Below are 12,789 nucleotides of genomic sequence, written 5' to 3'. Positions count from 1 at the left end.
TTGCTGCCTCAGGATTCCTTGGCAGCAAATCGTTGCGTGTGCATTAGTTGCTTACGCAATGATTGCACACGCGCTATATCGGCGCAAGGTGCTATGCTGGGACTACCAAAACGGAGGAGTATCACCATGGGGATCAAGGACGATGCCGTGCAGATCCGCGCGCAGGGCTGGCGGACACTGGCCGCGCTGCACAATCTTATTGAGGGCGAACTCGAACGCGCGCTGCAGGCTCAGCATGGGCTGTCGGTAGTTGAGTTCACCGTGCTTGATGCCCTCAGTCGCCAGGATGGATGGCACATGCGCATGGCGCAGTTGGCCCGTGCCGGCGCCCTGTCGAGCAGTGCCACCACGCGCTTGGTGACCCGGCTTGAAGACCGAGCGCTCCTGACCCGCATTCTGTGTATGGATGACCGACGCGGAATCTATACGGAGCTCACCTCCGCGGGGGAGGCCCTGCTCGCCGAGGCGCATCCGACGCATGATGCGGTGCTGCGCCAAGCGCTGGAAAATGCCGCAAAGGTTCCCGAACTTCAAGACCTCGTCACCGCGGTGGACGCCGGAACGCGAGTCGAAGCGTAACGGTTCCAGAACCACAGAGAGCTTCGGTTCCCCACACCATGGTGTGGAGAACCGAAGCTCTCTATTTTACTGCCGGGGCCGGGGCCGGGGCCGGGGCCGGGGCCGGGGTCGGGGTCGGGGTCTAGCTCGTGGCGCCGAGGTAGCCGAGGTCTTCGTCCAGCTCGTCCTCGTAGTCAACTTCGACGCTGGACGGTTCGGCGATGACGTGGGCAATGATCTTCTTCAACACCGGCGGAATCCGATAGTGCGAGCCCGTCTCAATGAGGCCTTCCTGCGCCAGGGTATGCAACAGCTCCCGGGCCACCAGCAGGTCTTTCTGATCGCTGCCTTCGAGGGTTGACAACGCATTTTCCAGCGAATCGGCGGGGTACCCCTCGTCCATCCCGGCTTCCAGCAGCAGCGTGCTCATCCACATACCCACCACGTCATGATCTTCGAATTCTTCCTCCGAAAGATCGTCGTCGTCTTCATCCTCGAATTCGACGTCGATGAGCCCCTCGTAGATGGCCAGCGCCATGTCCTTGGTCAGATGCATCCACCGCTGATCCGTGTCGATCTGGGGATCGTGCTCAAATAGATCGTTGACGCTGGCACGCTTGGCACTCAGGCTGATGATCCCCACCTGGATCAGGGCGTCCCAGAACATATGCAGGCGTGGGAGGTCTTTAGCGCTGGTGACCCGCACAGGTTCGCCAGCCTCCGGCGCAACCAGAGAGGGCGCGGAATTGACGCCGATTGCCCTCATACCAAGTGCTGCTGCCGCGCCCTCAATGTCCTTGCGGGTCAGTATTCCGGTGGAGGTGATGTCGCGGGCGGAACCAAACCAGGCCAAGAATGCTTGCAGGTGTTTGGCCAAGGGCAGCGCGAGCAAAGCATCGCGCTTTTGGTCGAACGTCAACGCCGGCACCTCAAAAATGCCCTCGTCGAAGTCCTCATCCGACTGCACGTCGAGGAGTTCAAGTACTAATTCTTGGGCCTGATCAAACTGCTCGTCGGTTCCGCTCCACAGACCGCTGTCGCCCAGGAAAAGGAGGTAACCCATGACGATTTGCAGGGTGTATTCGAAGTCCCGATCTTCAATTTCGGCGGCAAAACGCAAGATGGCGCTTTTCATCGAGGACCATCGCTGGATGGTGAAGTCCTGATCGCCCACCTCCTGTGAGTACAGCTCGAGGTAGGTCTGCAAGGTGGGCAAGGTCTTGTCGTTTGCCAGCAACGGTGCGTTAACCCGCAGCCACTTCATGAAGCGCGGTGAGAGATCATCACCCGCGGCGCGCGCCCGGAATTCATCGATGCTCACGATCTTTGCCGAAGCCGCACTTCGTGCAGGATGACCAGCCTTCGACTTTGCGGTGGTCGACGGCTTTTTCTTCTTGGACACGAAATCTCTCAATCGGTGAGGCGCGGTGGTGCACTGTCGTTTCACAGTACCGCGAGCCCCGTGATCCGCTCATATTGTCCGCCCGAGCAGCGATGCTGTGGCCGCCGCGGCGATTGAATGAAAGTCTCGACTTACGGCGACTTGGGCGAATTATGAGAGTTGTATCCCTCGAGTCGTCTTCGAGGGACACAACAGTGCCCTGCTGGAGGTCATCTTTGTTCTTCAGATCTATGCGGCGCGTTCGACGAGCCGAGACTACAGCGTTTCAATCGGCATATCGTGTTCCGTCTCCGGGCCAGCAATGGATGGATCGCGGGAATCGCGGTTGTATTGGAATTGAGTCCGGCAGACCCCGATGAAGCATCTAACTGCCGGTGAACGCCATCAGAATTACACGCGAATCCACTATCACTCCTTCGAACCGCATCTCTCTTCTGCTTGGTTGCCACAGGTCACCCCTAAAGCACCATTCTCGAGGGTAATGCCAAGGGCTCTAGTCACGGGGACCTTTTACCCAAACAAGAACAGGTTTCTAGGCGAAATTGCTCGTAACTGCGCGGTGCGATGAGGGTCAGCCTGGCCCACATTTGCCTAGCGATCACCAGTATCGGGAATCGAAGGTCGTTTCGGCGGAATCGTGCCGATCTGTTCGGAAGAGGAAATGACGCAGGGGCATCTTACGGGAAGAGCTCGACATAAAATCTTCTTGACTCAATTATGCATAATCTCTTGACAGTGCATTAGATCACAAGCAATATGTTTATACGTACTCGGCAGGTTGCCTCGCACGGTTCCACCCTTCACGCTTGTCCGGAACGTCGAAACATGGAGATTTAAGTGAATCGAATCAGTTCAGCGGGGACGTTGCTCACCCTGTTCCTGTTGTTTATCTGCGCATTCTTCGGTTATCCGTTGGCGATGCTGGTGTACGGAGCCTTCCGAAGTGGCCAACCCGGAACCGAAGGCACCTTCGGTCTGGCAGGCTTCGTCGATGCCTACGGTGACCCCGCCACTTGGGAAACCCTTTGGGCATCAGTCATGTTCGCCGTAGCGGTCCAGAGCATCGGGATAATCGGCGGATTCATATTTGCATGGCTCTCTACTCGAACGAATACCCCGGGGGCAAAGACCATCACCCCGGCGATGGTCACGATCTTTGCTATCCCGACTTTGTTCTTTGCCATCAGCTGGGGCATGATGACCTCGCCCTCCGGTCTGCTGACCCAATTCTTTGGGGTCGGATCCGATGGGTCCCCGAAGCTCGATGCCTACTCATGGTTTGGTCTCATCGTGGTGAGTGGGCTAAAAAGTATCGCCGTAATGTACTTGCTGCTTTTAGGGCCGGTCAAAGCACTTAACCGTTCGCTTGAAGAGGCTGCTCTGCTGTCTGGCGCAAACCGCTTCCAGCTGTTCGCGCACATCAATATTCCGATCCTGCTTCCGACACTTTCTGGATTGGCGATTCTAGGATTCGTTAATTCCCTGGGTCAATTGGACGTCGCTCTGATCTTGGGTATCCCTGCCGGCATCTATGTGTTTCCAACACAGATTTACGACTTTCTTGCTACGACGCCAATTCGTTACGATTCAGCGAGCGCTCTTGCCTTGCTCTTGATCGTGATCATCTACGTACTAGTGGCTATCCGCTCTAAGGCCATAGGTAATCGTAATTTCATTACCGTCACGGGCAAGGCATACCGCATTGAGAAGGAAGACATAGGTCGCTGGAAATGGGCTGGATTGTCCCTGTTCCTGCTCTTCGTGGGCATAGCGTTAGTCCTCCCTCTGGCTCAGCTAGTCATTGGCTCTTTCCAGCCGGTACTGGGCGTGAATGGATTCACTTGGGATCACTATTCGGAATTGTTTGATTCCTCTAAAGTTATCCGAGCCTTGCAGAACACCCTCTTCATGGGCGTTATCGGAGGCTTTTTCGCCACCGTGTTGGCAGTACTCATCAGTTATATTGCGCTACGCAGCAAGAACAGATGGGCCCAAGTTCCTGAAATGATCGTGTGGGCCGTGGTGGCGGTTCCAGGAATCGTCCTAGCACTGGCCATCACCTGGGCATACCTGAGCGTTCCGGGTTTGAAGAGTCTCTACGGCTCGGTATGGATTGTGCTGATTGCCCTGATCATTGTGGTGACCCCCATTGCACAGAGGGCTACCTCCGGACCGGTGGGGCAGCTAGGAGTGGAGCTCGAAGAATCCGCCCGCGTCTGCGGCGCCTCGGCTCCGAGGATGCTTGTCACAATCGTGGTACCCCTAATCGGTCCCACATTCTTGGCTTCTTGGTTCATCACCGGTGTGATGGCTGCGGGGAGTCTCGATATACCGATCCTGCTGTCAAGTGCCAAAACGGAGACCGTTTCCCTGCTGGTCTACAACTACTACACGCAGCTGGGCAGCGGCTCAGCCGCTGCCGCGCTACTGCTGGTCCTCTTGCTGATGCTGGCGGTCGGCGGCCTGATCCTCATGATCTTGGGGATAGCGCTTCGCCGCATAAACATGCGCAGGACGATTTCCCGGGGACACCTTGTAGCAAAGGTCGATCCGAGCTCGGTCGGTGTCCCTGGGATGGACGACGACGCCAATGAAAACCACGACGACCTCCGTGCGAAGAGCGCGGCTAATAATTGATAGGACGATCCATGGCACAAGTTAGCATCGAGTCTCTGGAGAAGCGGTACTCGCCGAAGGTACCGCCTGCGGTTCCCTCTCTGGATCTACATATCCAAGAAGGGGAATTCCTCACCCTATTGGGCCCTTCAGGTTGTGGCAAAACCACGACGCTGCGCTGCGTCGCAGGGTTGGAGCGGCCCACTGGAGGAAGGGTATCGATCGGCAACCAAGTAGTTGACGACCCGTCAAAGCGCATACATGTAGGACCCGACAAGCGTGACATCGGAATGGTTTTCCAGAGTTATGCGCTTTGGCCTCATATGTCAGTGGCTGCGAATGTGGGATATCCCCTTCGGATGCGTCAGGTCAGCATCGTTGAGCGCGCCCGTCGAGTCCGCGAGGTCTTGGAGTTGGTGGGACTCGCAGAGTACGCCAGCCGGATGGCGACAGACCTTTCTGGCGGACAACAACAGCGCGTGGCGCTTGCGCGTGCTTTGGTTGCCACGCCTAGGCTGTTGCTCTTTGATGAGCCCCTGTCTAATTTGGATGCGCGCTTGCGCCAAGACATGCGTTCCGAGCTGAGAGAGATGCACAAGCGGGTCGGCACCACCTCCATTTACGTGACACACGACCAAGAGGAAGCAGTATCACTCTCCACGAGAATCGTGCTCCTGAATAAGGGTCAGATCGCGCAAGTAGGAAGCCCGCGCGAAATCTATTGGCAGCCGGTCTCGCACTTCGTGGCCGACTTCGTGGGATACGACAATTTCTTGGGTGCTACCGTGATCGCCGCCGATAGCCAATCGGTTTCCGTGCGTGTGGACGGAACCGATATCCGGCTCGATGGCCCGGCTCGCACCGATGTCTGGGAAGGTGACCAAGTTGATGTTGCGGTACGTTCCACGTCGGTCATGATTGGCCCAGCAGCGGAGTCGAAGCCCAACCGCTTCACTGGACTGATCACAGACATCATGTATTTGGGTGACAATTTCATCTACAACTTGCAGGTCGGTCTACAGCGAGTTTCGGTCTCCATCCGAACCGCGGAAGTAGCCAACCTCTGGCCAGTGGGGGCACCCCAGATCGGCGACAGAATTCTCGCCGCCATCCCACCGGAGGCCTTGGCAACCCTTCCCCGATTGAGCGCAAAGGAGCCAATACTCGCGGGTTCCTGACAGGTCTATTGCCCGAGATCGCCCATGTACTTCTCTTTTTAACTAACTTAACTAAACGATATGAAAGGTCATTCAATGAAGAATCGACACATTAAGCGGAACTTCACTCTTACTTTGGGACTCGCATCGGTCCTGCTGCTCACCGCCTGCGGTGGAGATGCCACTGCATCCGCCGGACTCGGAGAGCGCGACGGTGTTGAAACGGCTGCGGCTCTAGGTGGAGCCGAAGCCCAGACGAACTTCGAACAGCAGTATGCCAAAGCTCTTGAGGCAGGCCAAAAATCTCTAAATGTCTACACGCCGTTGACCGCGACTTGGCCTGATGTGTTCGAAGCATTCCAAGAGCGCTTCCCCAATATCTCGGTTGAGCCGTTGCAGATTGTCGGCGCCGAACTGGACACGAAGGTCTCTCAGGAGCAGAGTTCTGGCCAGCGCATCGCTGATCTGGTGATAACCGGCGACGTGGGCGCTGTCTCGCTGGCGGACCGCGGATACTTCACTGAATACCGCCCTGCCAATGCAAAGCCGGTGACGGAGGATCCCCAGTTCTCCCTAGACACAGGCACTCTGACAGCTGTATCGGCTTCGCCCCGTGGCTTGGTTTACGACACCCGCCAAGATCTGGGAATCACGCCGGACAGCTGGACTGATCTGCTTGATCCCGCATTGAAGGGGAAGATCACAATGACCGACCCGGCGACCGACGGTGGCGGGCTGCAGTGGGCCGATCTCGTCCTGAACGACGAGAAATTGGGTGAAGGTTATCTGAAGGATCTTGCTGCCCAGGATGTGGTGATTTCTTCATCAACCGCCGAGTGCCATAATGCTGTAGTTCAGGGTCGGGCATACATCTGCGTGATGGGTGCCATGGGCAACTTCATGACCCTGACCAAGGCGGGGGCGCCAGTGGAAATTACGTATCCGATTGAGGGCGGAAACTGGGCAACTAACTGGTACGCCGGGGTCGTAAATGGAGCCGCTAACGCTCAAGCCGCTGAGCTTTTTGTCAGTTGGCTCAACACCCCCGAGGCTAACGAGGTAAAGGCCAAAGCGGGGCATGGGCCTGTGGCCAATGCGGAAGGTCTGGATCTGCCCTTCGAAAACCCATCTGAAGTTCCGTTGCTTCCCCGACCTGATTTGGTGGATGTCACCGACCGTCAGCGGCAAAGCCAGAGCAAAATATCGGCGATTTTTGGCCGCTAATCCACTTCGAAGGTGATGTGCATCTAGAACTACGATGCATATCACCTTCGTCTATGTTTGCGTTATTTAGACTTAAGGAACTTCATGGACGGCACCGGACTAACAGTAGTTTTCCTCGGCACTGCCGGAGGCCCGCTGCTACGCCCCAACTCCGGCAACGGCCACATCCGTGGTATAGCTACTGCAGTGGTTGTTGACGAGCAAATCTACTTGGTCGACTGCGGTCATGGCGTGGGGCTGGGCATGGCGGACGCTGGCCTCCGTCCAACAAACTTGCGCGGGGTCTTCATTACTCACCAGCATTCGGACCACGTAATCGATCTTAACTCGATCATGGTTCTCGGCGGACTGGCTTTTCGAGGTATTCCCGAGGCCTCCGTGCGTATCATCGGCCCCGGTAATCGCGAATTACTCCCGGAAGTCCAAGGTGAGCGCAAGGAACCGGATGTGATATTTCCAGATTCACCTACACCCGGCACCAAGGAGATGGTTGAGTTGCTACTTCGTGCCCATGCCACAGACCTGAACGACCGACGTCGAGATTCTGGTGCACCCGACATTTCTCGAATCTTCGTAGGCGAAGACATCGTGTTGCCAAGTACGGTTCCATTTCACCCGAATCTGGCAAATCATCCCGATATGGAACCTTTTGAGGTTTATTCCGATGAACATGTCAAGGTCACTGCCACTCTCGTGCAGCACCGTCCGATCGCCCCTGCTTTCGCATTTCGTTTCGACTCAGCCTATGGTTCGGTGGTCATATCCGGCGATACAGCGCCCAGTGGCAATCTAGTGGACTTGGCCGCTGACTGTGACCTCCTAATTCACGAAGCCATCGACCTCGACGCTGTTGCCCGAAGTTACCCCACTGCATCACCCGCAGAGCTTGAAGCTAGCATGGGACACCACCGACGGGCCCACACAACGCCGCAAGATGCAGGCCGAATAGCCAAGAACGCAGGCACACGCAATCTGGCGCTCCATCACTTGGTGCCAGCAGCATCCCCACCCGAGGTATGGCAGCGTGCCAAAGAAAATTTCGATGGGCAACTTTTCGTTCCCCAAGATGGAGATAGCCTTCGAATAGCGAAACGAGAAGTGAACTTGGTTTCTAATTGAACGTAGCACGTGCACCGCGGGAGTGGGAATTGGTAAAACAAAAGCTAAACAGTCGTGGTTGTTGGTGAGCTGAAGGTCAGACCTCCTGGCGGGGTGGCGGATTGATGCCTTTAGCGGCAAGGGTCATCGGGCAGGATGGGGTAGACCGCTGAAGGTGGTTCCGAATGTCCTGTTGATGGTGTTCGATTCATGTCCGCTCGGCAGCCGACGTGCCACAAGGCACGCAAATTGCGAAGTGGAGGGCCGGAGGCACCCTCCTTCGAGCTGATGTCTGAAGCGAACGCAGGATCATCTTTGTCGCGCGATCAAACGAGGAACAATAAAAGGATCCGGCGTGCTCTCGGCAAGCTTTGTGCTGTTGTTTTGCCTAGTGGGATTCCTTGAACAACTGCCGTATCTACGGGGATCCACTCATCAGCCTAATCTCACATGTCGCACCACTTCAGTGCTGGTCTCCTTGCTCCGTTTCCGGCATCTTCGCCGCGCTCGCCTCTTGGACTATTCGGTTCCAGGAACGCATTCGGGGTTAGCCTCGCCGACCTCCGCGTGACGGGTTCCCGTGGAGGCGATCCACAGTCAACTGACACGAGGATGGCCCGTTGTAGGTATGAGTGAACTGCTTGGAGCCCTAGTACCCATTGCCTGAGTGTGCGCGGCTGGGAATCGACCACTGCCTGAGGCTGGTTCATGTTCCGAGTTCCCTTCCGGAGCGGAGGTTTCGGGGATAACCTCCGAAATACTTGCCGACACGGTGAATTAGAGGCCGCACGCACCCGAGTTTTTCGATCTATATGCGACAAAAAAGTTCTTTTGCGACCCTCTTGCACTCCCGGTACTCGGTGATACTATTTAGTGGTACTCAGTATTGCAGAGTAGTAGATGGGAGGGTCCAATGAGTAAGCAAATGACCGAGATGCTCAAGGGCACACTAGAGGGCATAGTTCTCGCCACCGTGGCCCTGCGACCAGCCTACGGTTACGAAATAACTGCCCGGCTGCGCGAAGAAGGATTCTCCGACATTGTCGAAGGAACCGTCTACGCACTATTGATCAGGATTGAAAAACGCGGCCTGGTGGACGTCGAAAAGGTCCCGTCAGAAAAGGGACCACCACGCAAGGTCTATTCGCTTAATGCACTGGGCGTCGAGTATCTCGAGGAGTTCTGGGGAACATGGAAATTCCTCACCGAACGCATTGAAAAGCTGCATCAGGAAATCGACAATCAGCAAAAACTAGGAGACTAATCATGGCACCAAAATGGATCGAACAGGTCACCGGATCGTTCGAAGACAAGAAACGCTGGAAGCAGTACAAGGCTCGCAAGACACAGCTCCCCACGGGCTACCGAACGGCAATCGACGGGATTGAGCGTTACTTCATGTACGCGGGAGCCGTTGTCAACGGCGACATTATGATGCAGATGCTTGAGGACCTCGCTGACCTCATCGAAGGCGCGGCCGCCGATCAGACGCCCATCCGCGACATTGTCGGGGCCGACCCGGTGGAATTCGCCGAAACCTTCATTGCAAACTACTCCGACGGCCAATGGATCAGCAAGGAGCGCAAGCGCCTGGACGATGCCATCAACAAGTCAGTCGACGAAACCTGAGAGAACCACCGGAAACGGAGAAATAGTCATGGACACCACCCCAATATTTGGGCCCGCACTTCAGGTGCGGGGAATTGAGAAGTCGTTCAAGGATCTGCACGTGCTGCAAGGTGTGGACTTCGACGTGCAGGCAGGGAGTATCTTCGCGCTTCTTGGCTCAAACGGTGCCGGCAAGACCACGCTGGTACGGATCCTCTCGACACTACTTTCTCCCGACGCGGGAATCGCAACTGTCAACGGCTTTGATGTTGCCACCGAGCCGAAGGACGTGCGCGAGTCGATCAGTCTGACCGGCCAATTCGCTGCGGTGGACGAGGTGCTCACCGGCAGGGAGAATCTGGTGCTGATCGCCAAGTTGCGCCATCTCAAGCATCCAGGGACCATCGCCGACGAGCTTATGGCACGCTTCTCGCTCGCCGAGGCGGGGAATCGCCAAGCGGGAACGTACTCCGGTGGCATGCGCCGCAGGTTGGACATCTCGATGAGCCTGATCGGCAATCCGCCGATCATCTTCTTGGACGAACCGACCACCGGATTGGATCCGCAGGCTCGTCTTGAGGTGTGGCAAACCGTCAAGGGCCTCGCCAACTCTGGCACCACGGTGCTGCTGACCACGCAGTACCTCGATGAGGCCGAGACATTGGCCGACAGGATCGCGATCCTGCACAAGGGCGTGATCATCCAGAATGGCACCTTGAAGGAACTCAAAGCACTGTTGCCAGCAGCGGAGGTCGAGTACGTCGAAAAACAGCCCTCCCTTGAAGATGTTTTCCTGGCCCTAGTGGGCGAGGACGTCGCTGCTGCGCCGGACGAAAATGCCGACGCCGCGACCGCGGCGCCAGCTGGAAAGGAATCGTGATGAGCACCCAGGTTCTGTCCGACACCCGCGTCCTCACCGGACGGTCGCTGCGTCATATCCTGCGCAGTCCCGACACCATCATCACCACCGCGGTCACACCGATCGCCCTGATGCTGTTGTTCGTTTACGTCTTTGGCGGTGCCATCAACACCGGCAGCGGAGAATCCTATGTGAATTACATGCTCCCGGGCATTCTCTTGATCACCATCGCCTCCGGAGTTGCCTATACCGCCTACCGGCTGTTCTTGGACATGCAGGGTGGCATCTTTGATCGTTTCGCCTCGATGCCGATTGCCCGATCGAGTGTTCTCTGGGCCCATGTGTTGACATCCCTGGCAGCGAACATGGTCTCCGTTGCGCTCGTTATTGGTGTTGCACTCATTATGGGATTCCGAACCAGCGCGTCACTTAGCGCCTGGCTAGCTGTGACAGGCATCCTGATTCTCTTTACCCTGGCACTTACGTGGGTGGCGGTGATCGCTGGCCTTTCTGCAAAGACCGTTGATGGGGCGAGCGCGTTCAGCTACCCACTGATCTTCCTGCCGTTTATTTCCTCCGCCTTTGTACCCACCAGTTCCATGCCAGGACCTGTTGCGTGGTTTGCCGAGAACCAGCCGGTGACCTCGATCGTGGACACCATCAGGGCCATGTTTGCCTCAGAAACCGTGGGAAACGGCATTTGGATCGCGCTTGCGTGGCTCGTTGGAATACTGTTCATCGCCTACGCTCTGGCCATCGCCAAGTACCGCCGCAAAATCCGCTGAGCTACGTGGCCCCCGGCACCACATAACTAGGATGCGTTACTTCCGCCCGAACGATGTGGAGGTAACGCATCCTTGTCGGCGTCTCCTCGCATGGGCACTATTGCCACGGGACCTGAGCCTTTATATGCTCTGCCCATGACGGCACTCATGGTTTATGTCAGTTTCCCCGGCACAGCGCGTGAAGCACTCGGCTTCTACGCGGACATTTTTGGCGGGAACCTCGCCCTTTACACCTATAAAGAGTTCAGCCGCGAGGACGGTCCGCCGGAGGCCATCGCCCATGGTCAGCTCTCGGGAGTGGTCGCCCTGGCCGGATCGGATGCCGCCGAGGGCGAGGTTAGTTTCAAGACCGAAGGCATGAAGCTTTCCTTGCTGGGCACGGCCGATCCTGCCACACTGCATCAGTGGTTTAACAAGCTTGCGGTGGGCGGTACGGTGCTGGGTCCGCTGGAACCCAAACCATGGGGCGCCTCCGACGGCGAAGTTATAGATCGCCACGGACTTCATTGGCTGATCGGCTACGAACCAGAATCGGGAGAGTCCGAGCCCTCAAGCTGAGTCTCTCGTAGACCAGCTCTCAGATTTAGTCGATGAGCTGCAGTTGATCAACAACGTTTGCCACGAGCGCCCGCTGCTCGGCATTCAATCCCATCACGGGACGAGGCAAACAATCGGCAGCAACAAGAGATAAATACTCAGCAATTGCGGCGGTGACTCGGAAGCTGCCGTGGGCAGCAAACAATGACCACAAGGGTTGGAGCCGAGCCGACTCGGTTAGTGCCGACGCGCTGTCACCGCCAAGCGCCGCCCGACTGATCCGCACGGCAAGCTGCGGCAACGTGCCACCAATGACCGAATACCAGGCGTCGCACCCGGCAACGAGCCCGTTCGCCGCGGATGCGTCACCCGAGACACCCACCGTGACGCCAGCTCGGATGTGATCGCGAATAGAGCGCACCCGGGCGGAAGCTTCATTGGGGTCGGTGGGAACACCCGGAATCTTGATTGAAGCAACATGTTCCAGCGTGGTGATTCGCGCGTAGAGTTCCTCGCTGAAACTTACGTGAGTGGTCCCGGGGTTGTCATAGATGACCAAGGGAACCGAGACCTGGGCGTTGACGTCTTGAAAAAGAGTAAACACCTCGTCGTCGCTCAGCCCTTGATAGGTGACGGGAGCCAGCAGCAAACCGCTGGCTCCCGCTTCCTGTGCATCGTGGGCAAGAGCCTGCACCGCAGAGGTTCGCAGCGCGCCGATGCCGACCAGCACCGGAATGTTCTCCGCGTGCTGCACGGCAGAACGCGCGACCCGGCCCCGCTCGGCCCGATCCAAATACATATAGGAGCCGGTGGAGCCCAAGGCGGTGATCGAATCGACCTTTGCCGAGACCAATCGTGAGATCAGCGTGGCATAGGCCGATTCATCGAAGGCGTCGTGACGCAGGGGAGTGAGGGGAAAGGCGCTGAGTCCGGTGAACATTTTCG

The 12,789-nt window shown here is 57.1% G+C and carries 12 protein-coding genes; 10 read left to right on the top strand and 2 right to left on the bottom strand.

All coding sequences use genetic code 11. The annotated features are described in order from the left end of the window. The first annotated feature begins 126 nt into the window (after positions 1–126). Entirely contained in the window at positions 127–579 is a 453-nt protein-coding gene (locus tag KUF55_RS15915) for a MarR family winged helix-turn-helix transcriptional regulator (RefSeq protein ID WP_218817246.1), read from the top strand. A 121-nt stretch (positions 580–700) separates the two neighbouring features. Here the strand turns inward: KUF55_RS15915 and KUF55_RS15910 are convergent, their stop codons facing one another. Continuing rightward, positions 701–1,879, bottom strand: a complete 1,179-nt coding sequence (locus KUF55_RS15910; RefSeq protein ID WP_218817245.1) for a hypothetical protein — start codon at positions 1,877–1,879, stop codon at positions 701–703. Between the two features lie 918 nt (positions 1,880–2,797). On the opposite strand from KUF55_RS15910, the gene KUF55_RS15905 reads away from it, so the two are divergent. The 9 genes from KUF55_RS15905 (at position 2,798) to KUF55_RS15865 (ending at position 11,865) form a co-directional block, all read left to right on the top strand. Then, positions 2,798–4,597 carry an iron ABC transporter permease gene (locus KUF55_RS15905; protein WP_218817244.1) on the top strand — a complete coding sequence of 600 codons (1,800 nt, stop codon included), beginning with the start codon at positions 2,798–2,800 and terminating at the stop codon, positions 4,595–4,597. Positions 4,598–4,608: 11 nt separating this feature from the next. Further along, positions 4,609–5,754: an ABC transporter ATP-binding protein gene (locus KUF55_RS15900; protein WP_218817243.1), complete on the top strand. Its 1,146-nt coding sequence runs from the start codon at positions 4,609–4,611 to the stop codon at positions 5,752–5,754. A 75-nt stretch (positions 5,755–5,829) separates the two neighbouring features. Further along, the gene (locus KUF55_RS15895) at positions 5,830–6,957 is read left to right on the top strand and encodes an ABC transporter substrate-binding protein (protein WP_218817242.1); all 1,128 of its coding nucleotides are present in this window, start codon (positions 5,830–5,832) and stop codon (positions 6,955–6,957) included. A gap of 84 nt (positions 6,958–7,041) precedes the next feature. Next, positions 7,042–8,076, top strand: a complete 1,035-nt coding sequence (locus KUF55_RS15890; RefSeq protein WP_218817241.1) for an MBL fold metallo-hydrolase — start codon at positions 7,042–7,044, stop codon at positions 8,074–8,076. A gap of 892 nt (positions 8,077–8,968) precedes the next feature. After that, positions 8,969–9,319, top strand: a complete 351-nt coding sequence (locus KUF55_RS15885) for a PadR family transcriptional regulator (protein WP_218817240.1) — start codon at positions 8,969–8,971, stop codon at positions 9,317–9,319. A 2-nt stretch (positions 9,320–9,321) separates the two neighbouring features. Next, entirely contained in the window at positions 9,322–9,684 is a 363-nt protein-coding gene (locus KUF55_RS15880) for a DUF1048 domain-containing protein (protein WP_132359898.1), read from the top strand. 28 nt (positions 9,685–9,712) lie between these two features. Continuing rightward, a complete protein-coding gene (locus KUF55_RS15875) occupies positions 9,713–10,543 on the top strand; it encodes an ABC transporter ATP-binding protein (protein WP_218817239.1) in 831 nt (276 codons plus the stop codon). Continuing rightward, positions 10,543–11,307, top strand: a complete 765-nt coding sequence (locus tag KUF55_RS15870) for an ABC transporter permease (RefSeq protein WP_218817238.1) — start codon at positions 10,543–10,545, stop codon at positions 11,305–11,307. Before KUF55_RS15875 ends, KUF55_RS15870 begins: the two co-directional genes overlap by 1 nt. A 135-nt stretch (positions 11,308–11,442) precedes the next feature. Then, positions 11,443–11,865, top strand: a complete 423-nt coding sequence (locus tag KUF55_RS15865) for a VOC family protein (protein WP_218817237.1) — start codon at positions 11,443–11,445, stop codon at positions 11,863–11,865. Positions 11,866–11,890: 25 nt separating this feature from the next. On the opposite strand, the gene KUF55_RS15860 is transcribed toward KUF55_RS15865, so the two are convergent. Further along, positions 11,891–12,784 (bottom strand): dihydrodipicolinate synthase family protein, encoded by an 894-nt coding sequence (locus tag KUF55_RS15860; RefSeq protein ID WP_218817236.1) that lies wholly within the window; start codon positions 12,782–12,784, stop codon positions 11,891–11,893. Positions 12,785–12,789 lie beyond the last annotated feature (5 nt).

Origin of the sequence: Paeniglutamicibacter sp. Y32M11, assembly GCF_019285735.1 — a bacterium.
Lineage (GTDB): Bacteria > Actinomycetota > Actinomycetes > Actinomycetales > Micrococcaceae > Paeniglutamicibacter.
This window is presented reverse-complemented; position numbering and strand designations above follow the sequence as displayed.

Excerpts from the sequence above, each read along its gene's own strand:
- KUF55_RS15915 (WP_218817246.1), top strand. The coding sequence starts at position 127 with ATGGGGATCAAGGACGATGCCGTGCAGATCCGCGCGCAGGGCTGGCGG.
- KUF55_RS15900 (WP_218817243.1), top strand. The coding sequence starts at position 4,609 with ATGGCACAAGTTAGCATCGAGTCTCTGGAGAAGCGGTACTCGCCGAAG.
- KUF55_RS15895 (WP_218817242.1), top strand. The coding sequence starts at position 5,830 with ATGAAGAATCGACACATTAAGCGGAACTTCACTCTTACTTTGGGACTC.
- KUF55_RS15890 (WP_218817241.1), top strand. The coding sequence starts at position 7,042 with ATGGACGGCACCGGACTAACAGTAGTTTTCCTCGGCACTGCCGGAGGC.
- KUF55_RS15885 (WP_218817240.1), top strand. The coding sequence starts at position 8,969 with ATGAGTAAGCAAATGACCGAGATGCTCAAGGGCACACTAGAGGGCATA.
- KUF55_RS15880 (WP_132359898.1), top strand. The coding sequence starts at position 9,322 with ATGGCACCAAAATGGATCGAACAGGTCACCGGATCGTTCGAAGACAAG.
- KUF55_RS15875 (WP_218817239.1), top strand. The coding sequence starts at position 9,713 with ATGGACACCACCCCAATATTTGGGCCCGCACTTCAGGTGCGGGGAATT.
- KUF55_RS15870 (WP_218817238.1), top strand. The coding sequence starts at position 10,543 with ATGAGCACCCAGGTTCTGTCCGACACCCGCGTCCTCACCGGACGGTCG.
- KUF55_RS15865 (WP_218817237.1), top strand. The coding sequence starts at position 11,443 with ATGACGGCACTCATGGTTTATGTCAGTTTCCCCGGCACAGCGCGTGAA.
- KUF55_RS15860 (WP_218817236.1), bottom strand. The coding sequence starts at position 12,784 with ATGTTCACCGGACTCAGCGCCTTTCCCCTCACTCCCCTGCGTCACGAC.